We start from the raw sequence: 26507 nt of genomic DNA, 5'->3' as shown, positions 1-26507 counted from the left end.
GGAATGAAGTTGAGCAGAAGACTGGTCCCGGATGTCACCACGCTGCAGGCATTCGAATGTGCTGCGCGTCATGGCAGCTTCACGCAGGCCGCCGCCGAGCTGAACCTGACCCAGAGTGCTGTCAGCCGCCAGATCAAGGACCTCGAAAGCCAGATCGGCGTGCTGCTGTTCGAGCGCATCCGCCAGCGGGTCATTCTGTCCGATGCCGGCCAGAAGTTTTTGCCCGAGGTGCGCCGGCTTCTGACCCAGTCGGAGGAGTTGATGGTTCGCGCCATGGCATCGGCGCGTTCGGAATCAACGCTCTCCGTTGCTTCGCTGCCGACCTTCGGCAGCCGCTGGCTGACGCCGCGCCTACCGGACTTTCTCAATCAGCATCCCGGCACGGTCATCAACATCGCCTCGCGGTCGCAGCCGTTTGACTTTGAAGAGCAGAATTTCGATCTTGCCATTCATTACGGCCAACCGGTCTGGGCGCATGCCACCTGTAGCTACCTCTGCAGCGAGATCATCGTGCCCGTGGCAAGCCCGGCCCTTCTGGCCCTCAACCCGATGAAGGATCCGGGCGAACTGGAGCACAAGCCGCTGCTGCACCTCGCCACGCGTCCGAAAATGTGGGCGCAATGGTTCGAAAGCAATGGTGGCGAGATGAAGTCGGCCTATCGCGGCAACCGGTTCGACCAGTTTTCAATGGTCATCGAGGCCGCCATCGTCGGTCTCGGTTTTGCACTGTTGCCGCGCTATCTGATCGAGCAGGAACTTGCGGCCGACCGGCTACGTGTCGTCTTCGACCGGCCGATGCAGACGGAAAACAGTTATTATCTCGTCGTGCCGGAGGGCAAGCTGGAAAATCCGGTCAGCCAAGCGTTTCGGGAGTGGATCGTCAAGCAGGTAGGGTGATCGCACGCGTGCGCCCTAAGTTATTGTTGCGATGCGATATCAAGGGTGGAACCTTTTTCATCCAGGCGCGTTCCGGTCTGGATGAACAGCCTCAAAGATGCAGTTGCGCACCATTTCCCGGGATTGGTTGAGACGAAAAAAGTGTATGCTGCGCTTTCTTTTGCGCGGCACACGCGAATTCGCCCCGAACGTTGGCCGCGCTTCTTGCAACATATTGGCACTACGGCTAAAAAATGCCAATTTCTTGCACCACGCAGCCTTGTTAGCGAAGCGACTGTCGTTTTCACACCTTCCAAAGCCCGTCCGGGCAATGCCAAACTTTTCGGTTTCCCGTTTGCGAGAGACATGATGGCTTTCGGCAGAGCGCAGACGGACAGCTAGGATCGTGGAAGCGCAGAACCAAAAATCAGGGCAGCCGCCCATCCGGCACGACCACCGGACCCTTCAACACCGCCTGGATCCAGAACCCGTACCCATGCCCCTTCATAACACGCCGTCCACGCCGCAACGCGAAGCCGAGATCGAGCCGATCGATTACAACGATTCGATCCGCTCGACCTATTTCACCATCGACGAGCTTCATGAATGCGGTGCAGCGCTCGCCCGCGACAGCGTTTCGTCCCTTCCAGGGTTCTTTCCCTTCGAGTTCCGTCCCCGCCATCGCGAGAACGAAGACGAGATTTTCCGCGTCTACAAGGTAACGGCGACCGATGTCGAGGCTGGTGCTTCGATCACGCCTGCCGCCGAATGGCTGCTCGACAATCACTATCTGGTCGAGGAATCGATCCAGGAAGTGCGGCGCGATTTTCCGCGGAAATTCTATCGTCAGCTGCCCACCCTGTCCGTGGCGGGGACGACCATCCCGCGCACCATGGCGCTTGCCTGGCTCTATATCGCCCACACCCACAGCACTGTTTCACGCGAAAGCCTGACGGCGATGGTCGCCGGCTTCCAGGAGCATGAGACCTTCAAGATCGGCGAATTGTGGGCGCTGCCGTCCATCGTCCGGTTCGTGCTGATCGAAAATCTGCGGCGCATCGCCATTCGCGTCGACCGGTCGCGCAATATGCGCAACAAGGCAAATGACGTCGCCGACCAGATCGTCCGTCTGGGCACGCCCGAGAAATTCAAGTCGGTGCTGGCGGAAGCCGAGCAGCTCTGTGCGGATAATACCTTCGCCGCCCAGCTGCTCTACCGGCTGCGGGACGGATCGCAGACCTCCGGCTTTGTCATTACCTGGCTGGAAGAACAGCTGGAAAAGCGCGGCAGCGACGTCGAGGAAGCTCTGGTTGCCGAGCAGAACCGGCTGTCGTCGGGCAATGCGACAATGAGCAATATCGTCCGCAGCCTGCGTGAAATCGACGACAACGACTGGGCCGTCTGGTTCGAAAGCGTCAGCAAGCTCGATGACGCTCTTCGTGAGGGCTCGGACTACTCCTCCCTCGATTTCGGGTCACGAAACAAGTACCGCAACACCATCGAACGCTTGGCGCGCCGTTCCGGTAGCTCCGAGCTTGAAGTCACCAAGATCGCCCTTGCCATGGTCAAGGCCGATGCTAGCACCATCGATATGCCACACGAGCCGAATGTCGGCGGTTTCCTCGTCGGCAAGCAGCGCCGGCTATTGGAGGAGAAGATCGGCTATCGTCCGTCCATCCTCCAGACCATCATCCGGCTCGGCCGGAAGCTGGACTGGTTTGCCATTGCCGGACCGAATATCTTCCTGACCATTCTGGCGATGATCGCGGTTTATGTCTTCGTCAGTCCGATGGAAATCCCGACCGGCGCCAAGCTGATCATGCTTTTGCTGTTTGCGCTGCCGGCTTCAGAAGGTGCGGCCGGTCTCTTCAACACGCTGGTCACGCTCTTCGTCACGCCATCGCGGCTGGTCGGATACGAATTCCTTGAAGGGATTCCGGAGGATGCGCGAACCCTCGTGGTCGTCCCCTGTCTGATCGCCAAGCGCGATCATGTCGATGAGCTGGTGCGCAATCTCGAAGTTCACTACCTCGCCAACCCCAAGGGCGAAATCTATTTCGCGCTGGTCAGCGACTGGGTCGATAGCGCTGAAGAGGAAACAGCTGCCGATATCGATGTGCTGGAATATGCCAAGGCCGAGATCGAAACGCTGAGCGCCCGCTACGCCCATGACGGCCGCACCCGCTTCTACCTGCTGCATCGTCGCCGTCTCTACAACGAGGCTGAAGGCGCTTGGATGGGCTGGGAGCGCAAGCGTGGCAAACTGCACGAGCTGAACCTGCTTCTGCGCGGTGACAGCGACACCAGCTTCCTTGCCGGCGCCAACACCGTCCCTGAAAACGTTCAGTATGTCATGACGCTCGATTCCGACACGCGCCTGATGCGCGATGCGGTGACCAAGCTGGTCGGCAAGCTCTATCACCCGATTAATCGCCCGGTCGTCGATCCGGTCACCCAGAAGGTCACGGCCGGTTACGGCATCCTGCAGCCGCGCGTCACCCCGTCGTTGACAACCGGCAGCGATGCGTCGGCATTCCAGCGCATCTTCTCGGTTAACCGTGGTATCGACCCCTATGTCTTCACGGTGTCCGACGTCTATCAGGACGTCGCCGGCGAAGGCACGTTTACCGGCAAGGGCCTCTATCACGTCGATGCCTTCGAGGCAGCGCTGAAGGGCAAGATCGAGGAGAATGCGGTTCTCAGCCACGATCTGCTTGAAGGTTCGCTGGCGCATTGCGCGCTGGTCAGCGATGTCGAGCTGGTCGAGGATTTCCCGATCCGCTACGAGGTCGAGATGTCGCGCCAGCATCGCTGGGCACGTGGCGACTGGCAGCTCCTGCCGTATATGTTCAATCTGTCCAACGGCGTCAGCATGCTCGGCCGCTGGAAGATGTACGATAACCTGCGCCGTTCGCTGATCCCCTGTGCCTGGCTGATCGCCTCGGTCATGGGTTGGTATTACATGGAGCCGACGCAGGCGCTGGTCTGGCAGTTTGTGCTGATCTTCAGCCTGTTCGTTGCCCCCACCCTGTCGCTGATTTCCGGCATCATGCCCCGCCGCAACGATATCGTCGCGCGCGCCCATCTGCACGCCGTTCTCTCTGAAATCCAGGCCGCCAACGCGCAGGTCGCCTTGCGTATCGTCTTCATCGCCCATTCGGCTGCGATGATGATAGACGCGATCGTGCGTTCGATCTACCGGACCTTCGTCAGCGGCAAGCTGATGCTGGAATGGCGCACGGCCGCACAGGTCCAAAGTTCGGCCGGTGGCAGCATTCTCGATTATTACCGGTCAATGTGGATCGCACCGGTCCTGTCGGTCATTTCGCTGCTGCTGGCGGCAATTTCCGATACCGGTCTTCCCTTCATCGGTATTCCGTTCGCCCTGCTCTGGGCCCTGTCACCAGCCATCGCCTGGTTTGTCAGCCAGTCGGCCGAAACCGAAGACCAGCTGGTCGTGCCGGATGAGGTCGTCGAGGAATTGCGCAAGATCGCGCGGCGGACCTGGCTCTATTTCGAACAGTTCGTCACCGCCGAGCAGCATTTCCTGCCGCCGGACAACTTTCAGGAAATTCCGCATCCGATCCTCGCCGAGCGCACCTCGCCGACGAATATCGGCGTCTATCTCCTCTCGGTCATGTCCGCCCGTGATTTCGGCTGGATCGGCTTTGAGGAAACCATCCGCCGGCTGGAAGAAACGGTCGCCACGGTCGACCGCATGCCGAAATATCGCGGCCATCTGTTCAACTGGTACAAGACCGATACGCTGGAAACGATGGAGCCGAAATACGTCTCCGCCGTCGATAGCGGCAATCTTGCCGGCCACCTGATCGCAGTATCCTCGATGTGCCGTGACTGGGCTGAAGCCCCATCCGCGCATGTGCAGGGAAATCTGGACGGTATCGGCGACGTGGCCTCGATCCTGTCGGAAATTCTGGCCGATCTGCCGGATGACCGTAAGACCGTGCGGCCGCTGCGCCGCCTGATGGAAGAGCGGATCACCGGCTTCCAGAACGCGCTTGCTGCCGTCAAGCGTGAGCATGAATTCGCCTCCATCCGGGTGATCAACCTCGCCGTTTTGGCGCGCGACATTCACAAGCTGACCGTCAATCTCGATCATGAGGTGAAGAGCGCGCAGAGCGGCGAAGTGACGAAATGGGCAACCATGCTCGTCAACACCTGTGAAGCGCACATTGCCGACGGCGTCTTTGATCTCGGCGCTATCGAAACGTTGCGCCAGCGCCTGATCGTCATCCGCGACCGGGCCCGCGATATCGCGTTTACGATGGATTTCAGCTTCCTGTTCCGTCCGGAACGGCGCCTGTTGTCGATCGGCTATCGTGTCAACGCCAACGAACTGGACGAAGCCTGCTACGACCTTCTGGCATCCGAAGCCCGTCTCACCAGCCTGTTTGCCATCGCCAAGGGCGACCTGCCGACCGAGCACTGGTACAAGCTTGGCCGTCCGATCGTGCCGATCGGTGCGCGTGGCGCGCTGATCTCCTGGTCCGGTTCGATGTTCGAATACCTGATGCCGCCACTGGTCATGCAGGAGCGTCAGGGCGGTATTCTCAATCAGACCAACAACCTGATCGTTCAGGAGCAGATGAACCACGGCCGCCGCCTCGGCACGCCGTGGGGGATTTCGGAAGCGGCTTTCAATGCGCGCGACCATGAACTGACCTATCAGTACACCAACTTCGGGGTTCCGACGCTGGGCCTGAAGCGCGGTCTCGGCCAGAACGCCGTCATCGCCCCCTACGCTTCGATCCTCGCCAGCATGTACGATCCGAAGGCGGCCATCGCCAATCTGGAGCGTCTGCGTGGTCTAGGCGCGCTCGGCGTCTATGGCTTCCATGATGCCGTCGACTTCACCCCGACTCGCGTGCCGGAGGGCAAGACCTGCGCCGTTGTGCGCAACTACTATGCACACCATCATGGCATGTCGATCGCGGCCGTCGCCAACGTCGTCTTCAATGGACGTCTGCGCGAATGGTTCCACGCCGACCCGGTCATCGAAGCCGCCGAACTGCTGCTGCAGGAAAAGGCACCGCGCGACATCCCGATCATCAACACCAAGAAGGAACCGGAATCGCTCGGCAAGGGCCAGGAAGATCTGCTGCGTCCCGAAGTTCGCGTCATCACCAACCCGCTGGCCAAGGACCGCGAGACGGTGTTCCTGTCGAACGGCCACTATGCGGTGATGCTGACGGCGACCGGTTCGGGCTATTCCCGCTGGAATGGCCAGACCGTTGCCCGCTGGAAGGCCGATCCGACCGAGGACCGCTCCGGCACGTTCATCTTCCTGCGCGACACGACCACAGGCGACTGGTGGTCGGCGACAGCGGAACCGCGCCGTGCCGAAGGTGAAAAAACCACGACCCGCTTCGGCGACGACAAGGCCGAGTTCATCAAGACCGTCGGGGATCTCACCAGCGAAGTCGAATGCATCGTTGCCACCGAGCACGATGCCGAAGGCCGCCGGGTGATCCTGCTCAACACCGGCGCCGAGGATCGCTTCATCGAAGTGACATCCTACGCCGAACCGGTTTTGACCACGGATGATACCGACAGCGCCCACCCTCTGTTTGCCAAGATGTTCCTGAAGACGGAAGTCGATCCGAAGGGCGACGTCATCCGCGTCACGCGCAACAAGCGCAGCCCCGGCGAACCGGATATGCAGGTTGCGCATCTGATCGTCGATAATGCCGCCAGCACCCGCCATACCGAGGCGGAGACGGACCGCCGCCGCTTCATCGGCACGGGCCGTACGCTTGCCGAAGCGCAGGCCTTCGATACCGATGCCAAGCTTTCCGGCTCGGACGGCTATACGCTCGACCCGATTGTGTCGCTGCGCCGTGTCGTGCGCGTTCCGGCGGGCAAGAAGGTCAGCGTGATCTTCTGGACCATTGCTGCGCCAAACCGTCAGGATATCGACAAGGCTGTCGATCGCTATCGCCATCCCGACAGTTTCAACCATGAGCTCATCCACGCCTGGACCCGTTCGCAGGTACAGATGCGCCATGTCGGCGTGACCTCGCAGGAAGCCGCAAGCTTCCAGATGCTTGGCCGCTACCTTGTCTATCCCGACATGCAGCTGCGCGCCGATACTGCCACGGTGCAGGCCGGTCTTGCGCCGCAATCGGCGCTCTGGCCGCTGTCGATCTCGGGCGATTTCCCGATCTTCGCCGTCCGCATCAATGACGACATCGATCTCGGCATCGCGCGGGAAGCCTTGAGGGCGCAGGAATACCTGCGCTCGCGTGGCGTCACCGCCGATCTGGTGATTATCAACGAGCGTGCCTCGTCCTATGCACAGGACATGCAGCACACGCTGGATGCGATGGCGGAAAACCTGCGCCTGCGGGGTCTGTCAGACGGCCCGCGCCAGCATATCTTTGCAGTTCGCCGCGATATCATGGAGCCGCAGACCTGGTCGGCGCTTTTGTCGGCGTCGCGTGCCGTGTTTCATGCCCGCAATGGCAAGATCTCGGACCAGATTTCGCGCGCCGAAAATCTTTTGGCGAAACCGTCACCCAAGGAAGACATTCCCGCAGCTCCATTGCTGGCGGTCATCCCTGAAGATAGCGGCGCCAAGACTGTCGAGATCAACGGCGATGGGCTGGACTTCTGGAACGGCTATGGTGGCTTCTCCGCCGATGGCCGTGAATATGTCACCCGCCTGCGCGGCGGCGAAGCGACGCCGCAGCCCTGGATCAACGTGATTTCCAATGAGGCTTTTGGTTTCCACGTTGCCGCGGAAGGCGCCGCCTTCACCTGGGGCCGCAATTCTCGCGACTATCAGCTGACACCCTGGACCAACGATCCGGTCATCAACCGTCCCGGTGAAGCCATCTTCATCCGCGACATGGACAGCGGTGCCGTCCTGTCGCCCTATGCTGCCCTGTCCCGCCGCAAGTCGGTCCAGTTCGAAACGCGGCATGGCCTCGGTTATTCCGTCTTCCAGAGTGTTCAGGACGGGCTGGAGATCGAAGTTGGCCAGGCGGTACATCGCACTGCGCCGGTCAAGTATCTGCGGCTGCGGTTGAACAACACCACCAGCGAAGCCCGTAGCCTGAAAATCTACGGCTATGCGGAATGGGTGCTCGGCAACAACCGGGCAAAGACGGCGCCGTTCATCCTGTCGCATCAGGATGAAGCGAGCGGTGCGGTGCTGGCGACCAATCCATACAGCATCGACTATTCCGGCCGTACCGCCTTCCTTGCGGCCAGCGACATGCCGTCGGGGTTCACCTCCAGCCGCCGCGAGTTCCTCGGCCAAGGAGGCAGCATCTACGCACCACAGGCTGTGCTTGATGGCGGCGTATTGTCGGGAGCGATTGAGGCCGATGGCGACCCTTGTGCCGCGATTGTTGTCGATGTGACGCTGGAGCCGGGTGCTGCCCGTGAACTGACTTTCTATATCGGCGATTCCGACAATGCCGGACAGGCGCTCGAGCATCTGGCGGAGGCTCGCAAGAGTACGTTCGAAACGGTTCTCGAAGCCTCCAACAGCTACTGGCAGGACTTTACCGGTGTGCTGCAGATCGAAACGCCCGACAAGGCGTTCGATAACATGGTCAATGCCTGGCTCCCCTATCAGAGCCTTGGCTGCCGGATATTGGCACGCTCGGCCTTCTATCAGGCCAGCGGCGCCTTCGGCTTCCGTGACCAGTTGCAGGATACGCTTGCCTTCATCGTGCACCGTCCGGAGCTTGCCTGGTCGCAGATCCTCAATGCTGCCGCACGGCAGTTTATCGAGGGCGACGTGCTGCATTGGTGGTTGCCGAATACTGGCGCTGGCGTTCGCACGCTGATTTCCGATGACGTCGTCTGGCTAGGTCATGCCGTCCAGCACTATTGTTCGGTCACTGGAAACAAGGACATTCTCGACGAGCAGATCGCCTTCATCGAAGGGGCTGCTCTCGAGCCCGGCCAGCACGACAGCTTCTACCAGCCAACCGTGTCGGAGCATCGTGCCAGCCTCTATGAGCATTGCGCCATCGCACTTGACCTCGCAATTGCCCGCAAGGGCGAAAACGACCTGCCGCTGATCCTCGGCGGCGACTGGAACGACGGCATGAACCGTGTCGGTATCGAAGGGCGCGGTACCAGCGTCTGGCTCGGCTGGTTCCTCGCATCGACGCTGCGCTCCTTCCTCGTCATTGCGCGTGAACGTGGCGATACCAAGCGGGTTTCCGTCTGGGAGGCACATCTTGTCAGCCTGAAGAAGGCGCTCGAAACAGCCGGCTGGGATGGCAATCACTATCGCCGCGGCTACTATGACGACGGCACGCCGCTGGGTTCTGCCGAAAGCAGCGAGTGCCGGATCGATTCGATTGCCCAGTCGTGGAGCGTGCTTTCCGGCGAAGGTGACGCTGCCCGTTCGGCCGAGGCCATGGATGCGGTGCTGGCGGAACTGGCTGACGGCGATCACCAGATCATCCGCCTGTTCACCCCGCCGCTATCGGGCACCGCGCAGGACCCGGGCTATATCAAGGCCTATCCGCCCGGTGTTCGCGAAAATGGCGGACAGTATACCCACGCGGCAACCTGGGTGGTGCTGGCGCTGGCGGCACAAAACCGCACGGAAGACGCCTGGCGTGCCTTCGAGATGCTCAATCCGGTCAATCATTCCAAGGACCGCGAAAGTGCCGATCACTACCGGGTCGAGCCCTATGTGGTCGCCGCCGATATCTACGGCGACGGCACCCTGACAGGACGTGGCGGCTGGACCTGGTACACCGGGTCTGCGGCCTGGCTTTACCGTGCTGCGGTCGAGGGTATTCTCGGTATCCGCCGGCAGGGAGACAAACTGATCGTCCAGCCGGTCCTGCCGAAGGACTGGGATGGGTTCTCGGCCACGTTGACCATCGACGGCAAGGCACACGTCATTTCCGTGACAAAAAACGCGGAAAACGGCGAGCCGATCGTCAGCGTCAATAATACTGTCACAAAAAACGCGCATGAAGGCGTTTTGCTATAACTGCCGGCGACTGATCACGAATGAAACCGGCTTTGCACCCAAAGGCGCAAAGCCGGTTTTGTTTTGATCGGCGGCATCCATATCGCGTCAATGGGGGCAGGGGCACTGAACCCGGACGAGACCATTCTGAATGCTTCAAAAACTGCAACTCCAGTCTCCCGGTGATGGGCAGATGGGAGAGACCCAGACTGTACCCGCCCAGCGTGACACCCGCCTCGACGTCTTTCGGGCGCTCTGTTTGCTGACGATCTTCGTCAATCACGTGCCGGGACAATATCTCGAATACCTGACCACCAAGAATTTTGGCTTCTCGGACTCGGCCGAGGCGTTCGTGCTGATCTCGGGTCTATCGGCGGGTCTTGCCTATGGAGGGAAGTTCACGATCGGCAACCGCCTGGCGCTCAGCCTGAAAATCTGGCGGCGAGCGTTCACCCTCTACATCGCCCACATCATGACCAGTATCATCACGCTGGCGATCTTTGCCGGTGGGGCACTCTATTTCGGCCGCCAGGACCTGATCAGCGAGATCAATATCCGCCCGCTGGTCGATCGTACCGAACAGGGTTTTGTCGCCATGGTTCTGCTCGGGCACCAGCTGGGTTACAACAACATCCTGTCGATGTATGCCGTCGTCTTTCTGCTGTTACCCGGAATGCTCTGGCTGCACGGGCGCAGTCCCTTCCTGCTGTTCATGGCATCGGCGGCACTGTGGCTTGCTGCCGGCATCTTCACCATTGTGCCGATCAACTTCCTCGATGAGGGCTACTGGTTCCTCAATCCGTGGTCCTGGCAATTCCTGTTCGTTATCGGGATGATCTGTATGATTCGGTCGCGCGCCGGAAAGCCGATCGCGCGTCATCCGGCACTTGTAGCGATATCGGCTGGCTATGTGACGCTGTCATTGTTCTGGGTGCTTCTGTCGTGGTGGAACCTCGACTTCTCCTATGGGCTGCCGTCGGTCCTGACGGGTTTCGACAAGACCTTCCTCTCGCTGACGCGCTTGCTGCATGTTCTGGCGCTCGGTTACCTGTTGACTGTCTTTCCGATGTTCAGCCGCATCACACGCCTGCGCATCGATCACCCGCTTGTTCTGATCGGCCGGCATTCGCTACCGGTGTTCATCTTCGGCACGATCCTGGCGATGGTCGGGCAGGTGCTGCTGTTCGTGACGGGTCGCGATCCGCTCTGGGGTTCGCTGTTTGTACTTGCCGGCATCGGTCTGCACTTCGCCTATGCCCGTTACCTCGACTGGGTCAGCGGCCTCTCCCGGTCCGCTCCGGCGAAGGCATAAAAAAGGCCCCGGAGCGGGGCCTTTTCTCGTTCGTTTGGTTGGTCTGCTATCAGGCTGCGGCGTGGCTCATGCGGACGTCTTCGTCCGTCAGGATGCCGCTTGCGCGCAGGAGCGAGGCAAACCGGCCGTTGCTCTGGCTCAGCTCGTTGAAGCCACCCATCTCGACGATCCGGCCGTGATCCATGAAGATCACCAGATCGGCCTCACGTACCGTCGACAGGCGGTGGGCGATAATGAAGGTGGTGCGATCCTTGCGTAGATTGTCGATCGCAGCCTTCACCCGGTTCTCGGTTTCCACGTCGAGCGCACTGGTCGCTTCGTCAAGCACGAGGATCGGAGCATTCTTCAGGATCGCCCGGGCAATGGCGATACGCTGGCGTTCGCCACCGGACAACCGGTTGCCACGTTCGCCAACGCGGGTATCGTAGCCACCCTGGCGGCCTTCGATGAAGTCGGCAGCAGCGGCAGCTTCGGCAGCGGCCATGACTTCGTCCAGCGATGCATCTTCACGGCCGAGGCGGATGTTCTCGCAGATCGACCGGTTGAGCAGGCCCGCATCCTGGAACACGGTAGCGATCGAGCGGCGCAGCGACTTGCGGGTGACGGTCGAGATATCGACGCCATCGACAAGGATCTGGCCACCAGCCGGCTCATGGACGCGCTGCAGGAGGTTGACCAGCGTCGTCTTGCCAGCACCGGTCGGGCCGACGATGGCAATCGTCTGGCCGGCCTTGGCGGTGAACGACACGTTGCGCATACCTTCGGTCGAATTGGCAAAGTTGAAGGATACGTCGCGGAATTCGACTTCGCCGCGTACATTGTTCAACTCGCCGGCATCGGCAGGCTCTTCACGTTCACGGACCGAGTCTTCCAGCACGAAGAAGTCTTCAAGCTTGGCGCGGGCTTCGAAAATCTGCGTCACAAAGGCTTTCATCTGGTCGAGGCGGCCGATCAGCAGGCCGGCAAAGCCGATGAAGGCAATGACGTCGCCGATACCAAGTTCGCCCCTCTGTACCAGTACGGTGCCGATGACGAGGATAGCCATCATCGAGATGGTCGAGGCCATGCGGTTCAGCGCGCTGGCCAGCGCCCACCAGTCAAGGACCGGCAGCTGGGCAGAGATCAGCTTCTGGGTAAAGTTCTTCAGTTCGCGGGTTTCAGCCTCGATGCGGTTGTAGCTGTGAACGACCGAAACGTTGCTGATCGAGTCGGAGACGTGCGAGAAAACTGTGTGGTAATGGTCTTCGACCGAAGCTTGGCCTTCCTTGGTGCGGGTCATGACGAACTTGCCGACAACGACATAGAGCACGCCGAGGACGACGAGAACGAGCGACAGGCGAACGTCCATGGCAAAGGCTGTCGGGATCAGCAGCGTCAGCGCAACGGCGGTTGCCAGATGCTGGCGCATGAATTCGAGCCAGAGGCCAAACAGCGTTTCACAAGCGCGCAGCAGGGTGTGCAGCGCATTGGAGGTGCCGCGCTGGGTGTGCCAGGACAGGGGCATCGAGATGATACGGCCGAAGGCTTCGGTGATCAGCGTCGAACGGCGCGTATGCGCCAGCCGGTCTGCCTCACGGGCAACCAGAACGAAGGCGACCGTATTGAAGACACCAAGGCCGGCCCACATCAACAAAAGGGGCGTAACGGTCTGTTTGGTGGTGATCGCGTCGATGATGCGGCCGAACAGAATGGGCTCGGCAATCGTGATGACAGCCAAGACCACGTTGGCGACAACGATGGCGGAAACACGGAGCTTATGGACCGCAAGATACTGAAGCGCTCTTACATAGACCTGGAACAATGACACTGTCTTATCCCTCTTGGGCAGTTGGTTTGCGGTGCAATGAAAAAGCAACTGAGCATTTGCATCGCGGGGAATGGTCCGGGAAGAAAAGAACCGAGTGGAAAGTATTCATTCTCTCATCTTTGGTTGATGGAATGAAAATTCCAAAACTGAGCGTCTTCTTCCCTCCATCGTAATTCTCTTGAACCACAGACGCGGAACACCATCTTTTTAACTTCGCCGCACAAACCTGATTATGATAAACCGGCGGGGTGATTGGAAATTCCAGACACCGTAAGTTGACCATTCATAGCTTGCTATTTTTCGCGCCTTGCAGTTCGTAGATGATGCGGTGTTAGGTGGTTTCACGACTGATGCAGCGATTATCGCGATTGCAACATGAATGGGTGCTGAACGGCACATTCATGTTGCGCCGCAATGGGCGCGGTCGGAGACTGAAAGCAATTTTTTGAAGGGGTGTTTATGAATATTACTTTGCTGGTGCAATTTTTGGCACTGATTGACGAGATGCGAAGCAGGGACGAGATCGTTCAGGAATTTGAACGGCTTCTGGACCGCTACGGTTTCGACTTTTACGGGATTGTCCGCCAGCCGAAGCCCGACGAAAATCCGCTGAGCCTTCTGCTTGCCGGGCGGTGGCCGGACGGCTGGCCGCAGATCTATATCAAGAAAAAATACGTCATCATCGATCCGACCATCCGTTATCTTGGTCACGCGCAACGTGGCTTCCGCTGGCGCGATACGCTGGTCGCCTTCCGATCCGATCCGCATCGCAAGCGTATGGAACGCATGATGGTCGATGCGCGCGGGCATGGCCTCCATGACGGTTATATTTTCCCTATCCACGGACGGCGCGGGCTGCTTGGCAATATGACCCTGGGTGGGCGTGTCGTTGATCTCAGCTCTGTCGAAATGAGCCTCTTCGACGGCATTGCCAAGAAGTTGTTCTGGCGCCTTCTGGAGCTTTCCGATCCGACCGTGCTTGCCGACATGGTTTCCAATGTCGACGTGCAGATGACCCGCCGCGAGATGGAAGCCCTGCATTACCTTGCAGATGGCATGACCTCCAATGAGATCAGCAAGATTCTCGAAATCTCCACCCACACCGTCGATTGGTACATGAATGGTATCCAGGACAAACTGAACGCGAAAAATCGCCATCACGCCGTGGCTCTGTCCTTCCGTCTGGGGCTGATTTCCTGATGGGAAAATGAATCTTTGCCCGGCGTCACTCTGAAATTGAACTTCAAGTCATGAAACGCTAATAATTCTTTTCGCGGTGCAGCATTACCGTGTTTCAAGTCTTGAGGAGTCCGACTTGCCCATTTCCAAAATCCTTGTCGCCAACCGGTCTGAAATTGCCATTCGCGTCTTTCGCGCTGCAAACGAACTGGGAATAAAAACGGTTGCGATATGGGCGGAAGAGGACAAGCTGGCGCTCCACCGGTTCAAGGCGGATGAGAGCTATCAGGTCGGGCGTGGGCCGCATCTGGCTCGCGACCTCGGGCCGATCGAAAGCTATCTGTCGATCGAGGAAGTCATCCGGGTCGCCAAGCTCTCGGGCGCCGACGCCATCCATCCCGGTTACGGCCTTCTGTCTGAAAGCCCGGAATTCGTCGATGCCTGCAAGGCTGCCGGTATCATCTTTATCGGGCCGACCGGTGATACGATGCGCCGGCTTGGCAATAAGGTTGCTGCCCGCAATTTGGCTATCGAAATCGGCGTTCCCGTCGTTCCGGCAACCGAACCGCTTCCGGACGACATGGCTGTGGTGGCAAAGATGGCCGAGGAGATCGGCTATCCGATCATGCTCAAGGCCTCGTGGGGCGGCGGCGGCCGCGGTATGCGGGCGATCCGCGACCCGAAGGATCTGGCGCGTGAAGTGACGGAAGCCAAGCGCGAGGCGATGGCCGCCTTCGGCAAGGATGAAGTCTATCTCGAAAAACTGGTCGAGCGCGCCCGTCACGTTGAAAGCCAGGTTCTCGGCGATACCCATGGCAATGTCGTGCACCTGTTCGAGCGCGACTGTTCAGTGCAGCGCCGCAACCAGAAAGTCGTGGAGCGTGCCCCGGCACCGTATCTGACGGAAGACCAGCGCCAGGAGCTTGCCAACTATTCGACGAGCATTGCCAGGGCGACGAACTATATCGGTGCAGGCACCGTCGAATATCTGATGGATATGGACTCGGGCAAGTTCTACTTCATCGAAGTCAATCCGCGTATCCAGGTCGAGCACACGGTCACCGAAGTCGTCACCGGTATCGACATCGTCAAGGCGCAGATCCATATTCTCGACGGCTTTGCCATCGGCACGCCGGAATCGGGGGTGCCCAGGCAGGAAGATATCCGGCTCAACGGCCATGCGCTGCAGTGCCGCATCACCACGGAAGATCCGGAGCACAACTTCATTCCCGATTATGGCCGTATCACCGGCTATCGTTCGGCATCGGGCTTCGGTATCCGCCTGGATGGCGGCACGGCCTATCCGGGCGCGGTCATCACCCGCTACTACGATCCGCTGCTGGTCAAGGTTACGGCCTGGTCGCCGAGCCCGCAGGAGACCATCGCCCGCATGGACCGCGCGCTGCGAGAGTTCCGTATCCGCGGCGTCGCCACCAACCTGACCTTCCTTGAAGCGATCATCACCCATCCGAAATTCAAGGATAACACCTATACGACCCGGTTCATCGATACGACGCCGGAACTGTTCCAGCAGGTCAAGCGCCAGGACCGCGCCACCAAGCTGCTCACCTATCTCGCCGACGTCACCGTCAACGGCCATCCGGAAGCGAAGGGCCGCCCGAAGCCGAGCGCCGATGCCGCAAAACCGGTCATTCCGCGTCTGCAGCGCGAGATCGTTGATGGTACCAAACAGAAACTCGATGCGCTCGGCCCGAAGAAGTTTGCCGAATGGGTACGCGCCGAAAAGCGGGTGCTTCTGACCGACACGACTATGCGCGACGGCCATCAGTCGCTGCTTGCCACGCGCGTGCGCACCTATGATATCGCCCGCATCGCCGGAACCTACGCCCGCGCCCTGCCGAACCTGTTTTCGCTCGAATGCTGGGGTGGTGCGACATTCGACGTGTCGATGCGCTTCCTCACCGAAGACCCGTGGGAGCGCCTCGCCAAGGTGCGCGAAGATGCGCCGAACCTGCTGCTGCAGATGCTTCTGCGCGGCGCCAATGGCGTCGGCTACAAGAACTATCCCGACAATGTCGTCAAATACTTCGTCCGCCAGGCGGCCAAGGGCGGCATCGACGTCTTCCGCGTGTTCGATTGCCTCAACTGGGTCGACAACATGCGGGTCTCGATGGACGCGGTAGCCGAAGAGAACAAGATCTGCGAAGCGGCGATCTGCTATACCGGCGATATCCTCAACTCCGCCCGTCCGAAATACGACCTGAAATACTATACCGCGCTGGCTGCCGAACTGGAGCGCGCCGGTGCCCACATGATCGCGCTGAAGGATATGGCCGGTCTGTTGAAGCCGGCTGCGGCAACGGTGCTGTTCAAGGCTCTGCGCGAGGCAACCGATCTGCCAATCCATTTCCACACACATGATACGTCGGGCATCTCTGCGGCGACCGTTCTTGCTGCTGTCGATGCCGGCGTCGATGTCATCGATGCGGCGATGGACGCATTTTCCGGCAACACGTCGCAGCCCTGCCTCGGTTCGATCGTCGAAGCCTTGCGCGGTTCGGAACGCGATCCGGGCCTCGATCCTGAATGGATCCGCCGTATCTCGTTCTACTGGGAAGCCGTGCGCAACCAGTACGCTGCCTTCGAAAGCGATCTCAAGGGACCGGCATCCGAAGTCTACCTGCATGAAATGCCGGGCGGCCAGTTCACCAACCTCAAGGAACAGGCCCGGTCTCTCGGCCTCGAGACCCGCTGGCACCAGGTGGCGCAGGCCTATGCCGATGCCAACCAGATGTTCGGCGATATCGTCAAGGTGACGCCGTCGTCCAAGGTGGTCGGCGACATGGCGCTGATGATGGTCTCCCAGGACCTGACGGTTGCCGATGTCAAAAACCCGGCCAAGGATGTCTCCTTCCCGGAATCGGTCGTATCGATGCTGAAGGGCGATCTAGGCCAGCCTCCGGGCGGATGGCCGAAGGCACTGCAGGAGAAGGCGCTGAAAGGCGAAAAGGCCTACACGGAACGTCCGGGTTCGCTGCTTGCCGACGCCGACCTCGATGCCGAGCGCAAGGTGATCGAGGAGAAGATCGAACGCGCCGTCAGCGACTACGAGTTCGCCTCGTATCTGATGTATCCGAAGGTCTTCACCGACTACGCGCTGGCCGCCGATACATACGGTCCCGTCAGCGTGCTGCCGACGCCTGCCTATTTCTACGGGCTTTCGGCCGGTGAGGAACTGTTGCCGGAGCTCGAAAAAGGCGTCTCGCTGGTGGTTCAGCATCAGGCCATGAGCGAGCCGGACGAACAGGCGATGGTCAAGGTGTTCTTCGAGATCAACGGCCAGCCGCGCCTGATCAAGGTTCCGGATCGTAATCGTGCGGCCTCCAGCACCGCCCGCCGCAAGGCCGATCTCGGCAATGCCGCCCATCTCGGCGCCCCGATGCCCGGCGTCATCTCGACGGTCACGGTATCAGCCGGCCAGACGGTAAAGTCCGGCGACGTGCTGCTCTCGATCGAAGCGATGAAGATGGAAACGGCGCTGCACGCGGAAAAGGACGGCAAGATTGCCGAAGTCCTGGTGAAAACCGGCGACCAGATCGACACCAAGGATCTGCTGATCGTCTACGAGGCTTGATAAGCTCTTGGGCGAGGCGGTCAGCTACAAAGCTGGCCGCCTCGTGCGCGCAAACCTTTGCGCTGCCACTACATAGGCCGCCTCTTAACGTGACCCACATCAGCCAACCGGCACGTCGAATACCTCGCCCGCCCGCAATGCGCGAAACCGCTCCGGCGTAACTCCCTGATCCTTCAAGGCAACCTCCAGCGCCCGAACCGGTGCTTCGATCGCCTCATCGGTTAGCTGCACCGTGCCGAAATGGTGGCCGGCGGCATAGGATGCATTGCAGAGCTGCAGGCCCTCAACGGCTTCCTGCGGATTCTGGTGCTGGGCCTTCATGAACCAGCGCGGCTCGTAGGCGCCAATCGGCAGGTTGGCGAGGCGGAAAGCGCCGTGTTTTGCTGCGGCCGCCTTGTAGTTGATGCCATCGTGGAAGCCGGTGTCGCCGATATGGTAGATCTTTCCCGCTGGCGTCGAGATCACGAAGGCTGCCCAGAGTGCCATGCGGCGATCGCGGGCGTTGCGGGCCGACCAGTGATGGCACGGTTCGCAATCGATAGTGATATCGTCCCAGAAGGAGATCTTCTCACCCCAATCCATGTCGGAGATTTTTGCGTCGGGGAGGGCGCGGTGGATGATCGTATCGTTGCCGAGCGGGGTGATGATGTGGGGACCATGTTCCTCGTGAAGCCGCTTCAGCGTGGCGAGATCGAGATGGTCGTAGTGGTTGTGGGTGACCAGCACGATATCGATCGGCGGCAGATCGTCGAAGGCTATTCCCGGCGCGACCACGCGCTTGGGGCCAATGAAGGAAAACGGGCTGGTGCGCAGTGACCAGACGGGATCGGTGAGGATATTGAGCCCGGCGACCTGGATCAGCAGCGTGGCATGGCCAACCATCGTGATACGCAACCCGTCGCCATCGACGTGGTCATCGGGCTTTGCCGGCGGGAACGGGCTTGGGGCACTCTTTGGCCAACCGATGCGGCCGCCGCCGAACTGCCAGCGCATGAACTCACGAAAGCCAAGCGGCGCTTCGCCTTCGGGATTGAAGAAGACGGTGCCGTCGAAGTGATCGGAGATGGGGCCGGTATAATACGGATTGCGGGGCTTTCGGGGCGGCGTCTGGGGCATGGGGAACCGATCGGTGGGGGGCGTTCGTATGATCTGGGATCATCTGGTGCTTTTTGGAAGGGCTTCCGGCCGGCAATCCGGCAAAATCCGCCGCTATCCTTGACTTTCCCGCCCATATCGTGTTTACCGCCCGCAATCTGCGACAAGAACAAGACTTGTAGCCACCGACCCGGACCCATTGCGGAGATCCCGGAGGTCAACACCCGACAGCGCGCTGCGCCCTCGGGTGCTTTTTGGCTTTGCGTCTTGTTTTCGTCAAGGAAAAGCACAACGTTTCGGGCATCCGGGTAAAACCAGACGCCATGAAACGACAAGGATGAAGCAATGTTTGAAAGTCTCCAGGACCGCCTTGGGTCAATCCTGAATGGATTGACCGGCCGTGGCGCGCTGTCGGAAGCCGATGTGGCTGCCGCCCTGCGCGAGGTTCGCCGTGCGCTCCTGGAAGCCGACGTCGCGCTCGAAGTCGTGCGTTCTTTCACCGACAAGGTGCGTGAAAAGGCCGTCGGCGCCGAAATCCTGAAGTCGATCAAGCCTGGCCAGATGGTCGTCAAGATCGTCCATGACGAGCTGATCAATATGCTTGGCTCCGAAGGCGTGCCGATCGATCTGAATGCCGCAGCCCCCGTCGTCATCATGATGGTCGGCCTGCAGGGCTCGGGCAAGACCACGACGACGGGCAAGATCGCCCTTCGTTTGAAGACGCGGGACAAGAAGAAGGTCCTGATGGCGTCGCTCGACACGCGCCGTCCGGCAGCGCAGGAGCAGTTGCGCCAGCTCGGTGTCCAGGCCGGCGTCGATACGCTGGCGATCATTGCCGGCCAGTCGCCGACCGATATCGCCGCGCGCGCAGTCCAGGCTGCCAAGCTCGGCGGCCATGACATCGTCATTCTCGACACAGCCGGCCGCACCCATATCGACGAGCCGCTGATGCTCGAGATGGCCGAGATCAAGCGCCGTTCCAATCCGCATGAAATCCTGCTCGTCGCCGATGCGCTGACCGGTCAGGACGCCGTCAACCTTGCCCGAAATTTCGATGAGCGCGTCGGCATTACCGGCCTCGTCCTGACCCGTATGGACGGCGATGGCCGCGGCGGTGCAGCGCTTTCGATGCGCGCTGTCACCGGCAAGCCGATCAAGCTGATCGGTGTCGGCGAAAAGATGGCGGAGCTGGAAGAGTTCCACCCGCGCCGCGTCGCCGACCGTATCCTCGGAATGGGCGATATTGTTTCGCTGGTTGAGAAGGCTGCCGAAAACATCGATGCCGAAAAGGCAGCGGCCATGGCCGCCAAGATGAAGACCGGCAAGTTCGATCTCAACGATCTCGCCGATCAACTCGGTCAGATGCAGAAGATGGGCGGCATGGGCGGCATCATGGGGATGATGCCCGGCATGGCCGGCATGAAGGACAAGATGGCTTCGGCTGGTCTCGACGACAAGATGTTCGGCCGCCAGATGGCGATCATTTCGTCGATGACCAAGGCCGAGCGCGCCAACCCGGATATTCTCAAGCATTCCCGCAAGAAGCGCATCGCGGCCGGTTCCGGTACCGATGCGGCCGAAATCAACAAGCTTCTGAAAATGCACCGTTCCATGGCCGACATGATGAAAATGATGGGCGGCAAGGGCAAGGGCGGCATGATGAAGCAGATGATGGGCGGCCTTGCTGGCAAGATGGGCCTTGGTGGCATGGGCGGCGGAATGGGCGGCATGCCTGATCTGTCGAAGATGGACCCCAAGCAGCTCGAAGCCCTGCAGAAGCAGGCTGAGGCCGCTGGCCTCGGCAAGGGTATGGGCGGCGGTTTGCCCGGTTTGGGCGGTGGCGGCCTGAAGCTGCCTGGTCTCGGTGGCGGATTCCCGGGGCTTCCCGGCCTGCCGAAGAAGAAGTGAGGACTGGACGGGTATGATTGATCCAGCAGTCAAACAGGAACTTTCGGGCTATCGCCAGTCGATCGACAATATCGACGCGGCGCTCGTGCACATGCTGGCCGAGCGCTTCCGCTGCACCAAGGCAGTGGGCGTGCTGAAAGCCAAATACAATTTGCCGCCGGCGGACCCGGCGCGCGAGGAATACCAGATCGAACGCCTTCGCCATCTGGCGCGGGATGCCAATCTGGATCCGGATTTCGCGGAGAAGTTCCTGAACTTCATCATCCACGAAGTCATCCGGCATCATGAAGCCATTGCTGCCGATCTCAAGGATTGATCAGCTTTAACGCATACACAAAAACACCGTCCCAGACGGTTTGATATCTCAAGGAGTACAAAACATGGCACTGAAAATTCGTCTCGCCCGCGGTGGTTCCAAGAAGCGCCCGTTCTACCAGATCGTTATCGCTGACGTGCGTTCGCCGCGCGACGGCCGTTTCCTGGAAAAGGTCGGCTCGTGGAACCCGATGCTCAAGAAGGAAGACGCAAAGCGCGTTGAACTGAACCTCGAGCGTATCCAGTATTGGATGTCGAATGGCGCGCTGCCGACAGACCGCGTCTTGCGCTTCCTCAACGAAGCCGGCGTTGCAACCCGCGAAGCACGTGTCAACCCGACCAAGGGCCTGCCGGGCAAGAAGGCTGTCGAGCGTATCGCCGAAGCCAAGCAGAAGGCTGAAGACGCAGCCGCTGCTGCTGCCGAATAAGCCAGGCAATAGCCTATTTTTGAAGCGGGCGGCGTTTTCATGCCGCCCGTTTTCGTTTATGCGAGTGGCATGATCTGGAGAGTGACCCGGCAATGAGCAAACTCAAAAACCCTGTCCTGATGGGGACGATCGGCGGCGCGCAAGGGTTGCGCGGCGAAGTTCGCGTCAAATCCTTTGCCGAGGAACCGACCGCGATCGGCGATTACGGCCATTTGCATGCCGAGGACGGACGCACGTTCGAGGTTCTGGAAGTGCGCGAGATGAAGAACGTCGTCGTCGTGCGGTTTCGCGGCGTCAACGACCGCAATGCCGCCGAAGCGTTGAACGGGCTGGAACTTTATGTCGAGCGTGACAACCTGCCGGATGACGATCTCGACGAAGATGAATTTTTCTATGCCGATCTCGAAGGCCTTGAAGCGCTCGACGCTGGCGGCAAGAGCTATGGCACCGTCACCGGTGTATTCGATTTTGGTGCGGGCGATCTGCTCGAGCTGAAAGGTCCCGGCAAGCGGCCGGTGCTGATTCCGTTTACCGAATGGTCGGTGCTGGAAATCGATCTGGAAGCCGGCACCATGCTGGTCGATCCGCTCGCCGCTGGTTTGACCGACGACAAGGATGAGGACCCGACCAGCCAGTTCAAGCCGAAGGCGAAGTAATCCTTGCCCTTCCGCGCCACCATCCTGACGCTCTATCCGGACATGTTTCCGGGGCATCTCGGCCATTCGCTGTCCGGCAAGGCACTGGAGCGTGGCCAGTGGGCGATCGATACGCTGCAGATCCGCGACTTTGCCGAGGACAAGCACCGCACCGTCGATGATACCCCAGCCGGCGGCGGAGCCGGCATGGTGCTGCGGGCCGATATTCTGGCCAAGGCCATCGACCATGCGTCTGATGGCGACGATCGTCCACGCCTATTGATGAGCCCCCGCGGCAAACCGTTGACGCAGGAGCGGGTGCGCGAACTGGCTGATGGTCCGGGCGCAATCATCGTCTGCGGACGGTTCGAAGGTGTCGACCAGCGGGTGATCGACGGGCGGAGGCTCGAAGAGGTTTCGATCGGCGATTATATTCTCTCCGGCGGGGAGCCTGCGGCGCTGATCCTGCTCGACGCTATCGTGCGCATCCTGCCCGGGGTCATGGGCAATGATCTTTCCGGCGTGCATGAAAGTTTCGAAGGCGGACTGCTTGAGCATCCGCACTATACGCGGCCGCCGGTGTTCGAAGGACGGGAAATCCCGGCCGTGCTGACCTCCGGCCATCACGGCGACATCGCCAAATGGCGTGAGGCGGAGGCAAAGCGGCTGACAGTTGAACGCAGACCGGACCTTTTGAAGAAATAAGTCATGCTCTGAGCCGCATCCTAGAGGGCATGGCGCGCAGGTTCAGCGCGCCATGCTGTTTCCGGTTTACTCCGCCGCCTGGGGCAGCGCGTCGCCGGTTGTGTCCGGTCTGCCACCGGCAAGGGTCTTCTGGCCAAGGGCGATGGTGACGACCACTGCGACACCGGCCGCCACGGACAGCCAGAAGCCGTTCTGCGCGCCGAAATTATCCACGACCCATCCGGCCAGAAACGCGCCCAGAGCCATGCCGATGCCGATACCGGTGGTGACCCAGGTAATGCCTTCCGTCAGCATCGATTCCGGAACCCGGCGCTCGATCAGGCCAAAGGCCGTGATGAAGGTGGGCGAGATGGCGATGCCGCTGACGAAGACGGCGAGAGCCAGAAACGGAACTGTCCCGGCGATCAGCAACGGCAAGGCAGTGATAGCCAGGACACTGACGGCGATCAGCAGCTGCTTTTGCAGCGGCGTGCGCAGGTTCAAGGCGCCCAGCACAAGGCCAACGACGAAGGATCCGATCGCGTAGACGCCGATGACCAAGCTGGCGGCGCCCGGTTGGCCGAGTTCTTTGGTCATGGCAACGGTGGTGACCTCGGCTGTCGCAAACATAGATCCGACGAAGATCAGCGCCAGTGTAATGATCTGCACGGACCGCAGGCGAATGGCCGATGTCCGGACTGTTCCGGCTACGCCCGGACGCACAGCCGGTTCGGTCGAGCGTTGCAAGGCAAAGGCGGCAGTTCCAATAGCCAGGAAAACCGTTGAGATCAGCATGCCGGCTTCGGGAAACAACGAGACTGCCAGCCCGACCGACAGCGAGGCACCGGCGATATACACCAGTTCATCGGCTGCGGATTCAAACGCAAAGGCAGTGTTCAGCTCGGGGCGGCCGCGAAAAATCTCCGTCCAGCGTGCGCGCAGCATGGCCGGCATGCTGGGCATGGCTGCAGCAAGAAGGGCTGCGGCGAACAAGGTCCATTCCGGCCAGTTCTGATTTGCCGACAAGATGAGCAGGGCAAACGCGATCACCGAGACAATCGTGCTTGGCACAATGATGGCGGTTTGCCCGAACCGATCCACCAGGCGCGAGACCTGCGGCGCGACGAGAGCGTTGGTGAGGGCAAAGGTTGCCGAAACCGCGCCGGCGATCCAGTACTCGCCGCGTGTCTGCGACAGCATCGCGACAATGCCGATCGGCGCCATGGCAATCGGCAGGCGGGCGAAGAAGCCGGCGGCGGAGAAGGCCTTGGCCCCCGGCACGCTGAATATTTCCTTGTAAGGGTTGGACATGGAATGCTCCTACAATCACGCTGAGAAACCACTTACATACGTGGCGTATGAAATAACATGGTTGCGTACGCGGCGTATGTCAATTAAAATACGGTGCGTATGTAAAAATAAATACGCTGCGTATGCGAACCAGGAGCTCTGTCGATGAGGATAATCAGGCCTCGCCCGGAAATGATCGCCGAAACGCGTGCCAAACTGCTGGCCGCTGCCCGCCATGCCTTCGGCACGGTCGGCTATGCGGAATCGTCGATGGATGATTTCACGGCGGCGGCGGGGCTAACGCGCGGCGCGCTGTACCACCATTTCGGCGACAAGAAGGGCTTGCTGCAGGCGGTCATCCAGGAAATCGACGCGGAGATGACGACGCGATTGCAGGTGGTTTCGGCTGGCGCCCCGACACGATGGCAGGGGTTTGTCGATGAGTGCTCGACCTATATCGAGATGGCGCTGGAGCCGGAAATTCAAAGAATCATGTTCCGCGATGGTCCAGCCGTACTGGGCGATATCTCGCAATGGCCGACCACAAACGGTTGCGTCGCCGCGCTGAAGCAGAGTCTGAGCCAGCTCAAGCAGGATGGCGTCATCATCGATATCGACGAAGAAGTGACCGCACGCCTGATCAATGGCGCCAGCAGCAATGCCGCCCTGTGGATCGCCAACTCCGATGACCCGCAGGCGACGTCCAGACGCGCGGTGCAGGGCTTTCGTACCTTGCTGGAAGGATTGCGGGTGAAATAGGGGGTGCCTTACCCCGTGACGAAATAATAGACCGCCAGAAGCAGGCCAACGGCGACGACCAGGCCGCGGATCAGCGCTTGCGGTACACGGCGGGCAAGCCAGACGCCGGCGTAGCCACCGAGCGCGCCGCCGGGGATCATCACGGCGGCCTGCAGCCAGCCGACGACATTGCCACCGGCAAAGACGACGATGGCGACGGCGGCGATGACCATGGCAAGAAAGTTCTTGAGCGCGTTCAGCCGGTGATAATCGCCGCCCTTGGAGAGGCCGAGCACGGCGAGCATCATGATGCCCATGCCGGCACCGAAGAAGCCGCCGTAGATGGCGGTGGCAAACTGGCCGAGCAGTCCGAACGGACCCATCGGGGCGTCGTCATCGGCTGATTTCGGCCGCAACAGCGGTCCGGCGGCAAAGATCACCGTTGCGGCAATCAGCAGCCAGGGGACCATAGCCCGGAAGGACGGGTTGGACAGCGACAGAAGGATCAGCGCACCAGCCAGGCCGCCGATGAGCGACAATGCGCCGAGGATGGCCGCCTCGCGGCGGTCCGCCCAGATCTCTTTGCGATAGGCGAGTGCCGAGGTGACATAACCCGGAAACTGGACGATGGAGGAGGTGGCATTGGCGACGATCGGCGGCAGGCCCGCCAGCGTCATGGCGCCGAAGGTCAGAAAGGTGCCGCCACCGGCCACCGCGTTGACGGCGCTCGACAGGAAACCTGCGACAAACAGCATGATGGCAGTCGATATGGACATGACGCTCCTCCAGCGGTAGAATCGGACATAGCCTGCAGGTTCACTGGCGGCAAGGCGTGGAAATGATCCTCCGCAGGCTTGCTGCATGGAGAATTTTTGCCGTCCGGGGATGACAAACGCTGTGCTTTGGTGTATTCGCCCGACCGGTTCGGGAAAAATCCCGTCAGCCGAAAACAAAGAATGGTGAATTCGCTCCTGTTTTTCTTCACGAGAAACAAAACCTTGAGGCGCCTCATCTGAGGATTGGTCCAACAGGTTCGATCGAGCGCTCTGGCTGTTGCAGAAGAACTTGAGAAGGTTAGACCCATGAACATCATCCAGCAGCTGGAAGCCGAACAGGCCGCCAAGATTGCCGCCAAGCGTACGCTTCCGGAATTTTCGGCAGGCGACACCCTCCGCGTCAACGTTCGCGTGACGGAAGGTACCCGTACCCGTATCCAGGCCTATGAAGGCGTTTGCATTGCCCGTTCCGGCGGCGGCATCAACGAAAGCTTCACAGTTCGCAAGATTTCCTACGGTGAAGGCGTCGAGCGCGTATTCCCGGTTTACTCGCCGATGGTCGAAGGCGTCGAGATCGTTCGCCGCGGTAAGGTTCGTCGCGCCAAGCTGTACTACCTGCGCGATCGTCGCGGTAAGTCGGCTCGTATCGTTGAAGACACCGGCGTTCGCGCCCGCAAGCTGAACGATGCCGAGCGCGCCGCTGTTGCCGAAGAAAAGGCACGTCTGGAAGCTGAAAAGGTCGCAGCAGCACAGGCTCTGGCCGCCGAAAAGGCAGCAGCCGAAGCAGCAGCAGCTGAAGCCGCCGCAGCAAAGGCCGCTGAAGAAGCCGCCGCTGCAGCCGCAGCCGCTGAGCCGGCAGCAGAATAAGCTTCGATCTCCCGGGATTGCTTGGAAAAGGCGGCCT

16 protein-coding genes are annotated in these 26507 nt (G+C 60.4%); 12 read left to right on the top strand and 4 right to left on the bottom strand.

Annotated elements, in window-relative coordinates; genetic code table 11:
* The first annotated feature begins 3 nt into the window (after positions 1–3).
* The 3 genes from ACQY8Q_RS11210 (at position 4) to ACQY8Q_RS11200 (ending at position 11153) form a co-directional block, all read left to right on the top strand.
* Positions 4–897: a LysR family transcriptional regulator gene (locus ACQY8Q_RS11210; RefSeq protein ID WP_428426647.1), complete on the top strand. Its 894-nt coding sequence runs from the start codon at positions 4–6 to the stop codon at positions 895–897.
* A 475-nt stretch (positions 898–1372) separates the two neighbouring features.
* On the top strand, positions 1373–9862 hold the full coding sequence (locus tag ACQY8Q_RS11205; protein WP_428426646.1) for a GH36-type glycosyl hydrolase domain-containing protein: 8490 nt from the start codon (positions 1373–1375) through the stop codon (positions 9860–9862).
* 130 nt (positions 9863–9992) lie between these two features.
* Entirely contained in the window at positions 9993–11153 is a 1161-nt protein-coding gene (locus tag ACQY8Q_RS11200) for an OpgC family protein (RefSeq protein ID WP_428426645.1), read from the top strand.
* A gap of 49 nt (positions 11154–11202) precedes the next feature.
* Here the strand turns inward: ACQY8Q_RS11200 and ACQY8Q_RS11195 are convergent, their stop codons facing one another.
* Complete coding sequence (locus ACQY8Q_RS11195) at positions 11203–12960, bottom strand: glucan ABC transporter ATP-binding protein/ permease (protein WP_428426644.1); 1758 nt, start codon at positions 12958–12960, stop codon at positions 11203–11205.
* A gap of 459 nt (positions 12961–13419) precedes the next feature.
* Between ACQY8Q_RS11195 and ACQY8Q_RS11190 the strand changes: the two genes are divergently transcribed.
* On the top strand, positions 13420–14160 hold the full coding sequence (locus ACQY8Q_RS11190; protein ID WP_428426643.1) for a LuxR family transcriptional regulator: 741 nt from the start codon (positions 13420–13422) through the stop codon (positions 14158–14160).
* A 115-nt stretch (positions 14161–14275) separates the two neighbouring features.
* Complete coding sequence (pyc, locus tag ACQY8Q_RS11185; protein WP_428426642.1) at positions 14276–17734, top strand: pyruvate carboxylase; 3459 nt, start codon at positions 14276–14278, stop codon at positions 17732–17734.
* A gap of 99 nt (positions 17735–17833) precedes the next feature.
* Here pyc and ACQY8Q_RS11180 read toward each other — a convergent pair whose 3' ends face one another.
* Positions 17834–18850, bottom strand: a complete 1017-nt coding sequence (locus ACQY8Q_RS11180) for an MBL fold metallo-hydrolase (protein ID WP_428426641.1) — start codon at positions 18848–18850, stop codon at positions 17834–17836.
* Between the two features lie 324 nt (positions 18851–19174).
* On the opposite strand from ACQY8Q_RS11180, the gene ffh reads away from it, so the two are divergent.
* The 5 genes from ffh to trmD all read left to right on the top strand — a co-directional run bounded on the left by ffh (position 19175) and on the right by trmD (position 22820).
* A complete protein-coding gene (gene ffh, locus ACQY8Q_RS11175; protein WP_428426640.1) occupies positions 19175–20737 on the top strand; it encodes a signal recognition particle protein in 1563 nt (520 codons plus the stop codon).
* Positions 20738–20750: 13 nt separating this feature from the next.
* The gene (locus tag ACQY8Q_RS11170; RefSeq protein WP_037097220.1) at positions 20751–21053 is read left to right on the top strand and encodes a chorismate mutase; all 303 of its coding nucleotides are present in this window, start codon (positions 20751–20753) and stop codon (positions 21051–21053) included.
* A gap of 64 nt (positions 21054–21117) precedes the next feature.
* The gene (gene rpsP, locus ACQY8Q_RS11165) at positions 21118–21480 is read left to right on the top strand and encodes a 30S ribosomal protein S16 (RefSeq protein ID WP_113247035.1); all 363 of its coding nucleotides are present in this window, start codon (positions 21118–21120) and stop codon (positions 21478–21480) included.
* Positions 21481–21572: 92 nt separating this feature from the next.
* Positions 21573–22136: a ribosome maturation factor RimM gene (rimM, locus tag ACQY8Q_RS11160; RefSeq protein ID WP_428426639.1), complete on the top strand. Its 564-nt coding sequence runs from the start codon at positions 21573–21575 to the stop codon at positions 22134–22136.
* Positions 22137–22139: 3 nt separating this feature from the next.
* Positions 22140–22820, top strand: a complete 681-nt coding sequence (gene trmD / locus ACQY8Q_RS11155; protein WP_428426638.1) for a tRNA (guanosine(37)-N1)-methyltransferase TrmD — start codon at positions 22140–22142, stop codon at positions 22818–22820.
* A 66-nt stretch (positions 22821–22886) separates the two neighbouring features.
* Here trmD and ACQY8Q_RS11150 read toward each other — a convergent pair whose 3' ends face one another.
* On the bottom strand, positions 22887–24110 hold the full coding sequence (locus ACQY8Q_RS11150) for an MFS transporter (protein ID WP_428426637.1): 1224 nt from the start codon (positions 24108–24110) through the stop codon (positions 22887–22889).
* Between the two features lie 150 nt (positions 24111–24260).
* Between ACQY8Q_RS11150 and ACQY8Q_RS11145 the strand changes: the two genes are divergently transcribed.
* Entirely contained in the window at positions 24261–24848 is a 588-nt protein-coding gene (locus ACQY8Q_RS11145; protein ID WP_428429753.1) for a TetR/AcrR family transcriptional regulator, read from the top strand.
* Between the two features lie 8 nt (positions 24849–24856).
* On the opposite strand, the gene ACQY8Q_RS11140 is transcribed toward ACQY8Q_RS11145, so the two are convergent.
* Entirely contained in the window at positions 24857–25603 is a 747-nt protein-coding gene (locus ACQY8Q_RS11140; RefSeq protein WP_428426636.1) for a sulfite exporter TauE/SafE family protein, read from the bottom strand.
* A gap of 306 nt (positions 25604–25909) precedes the next feature.
* Here ACQY8Q_RS11140 and rplS point away from each other — a divergent pair, with 306 nt between their 5' ends.
* On the top strand, positions 25910–26470 hold the full coding sequence (gene rplS / locus ACQY8Q_RS11135; RefSeq protein WP_113315997.1) for a 50S ribosomal protein L19: 561 nt from the start codon (positions 25910–25912) through the stop codon (positions 26468–26470).
* Positions 26471–26507 lie beyond the last annotated feature (37 nt).

This window comes from Pararhizobium sp., assembly GCF_965279435.1.
Lineage (GTDB): Bacteria > Pseudomonadota > Alphaproteobacteria > Rhizobiales > Rhizobiaceae > Pararhizobium.
Note: the sequence above shows the minus strand (reverse complement) of the source record. Positions and strands in the feature narration are given on the sequence as shown.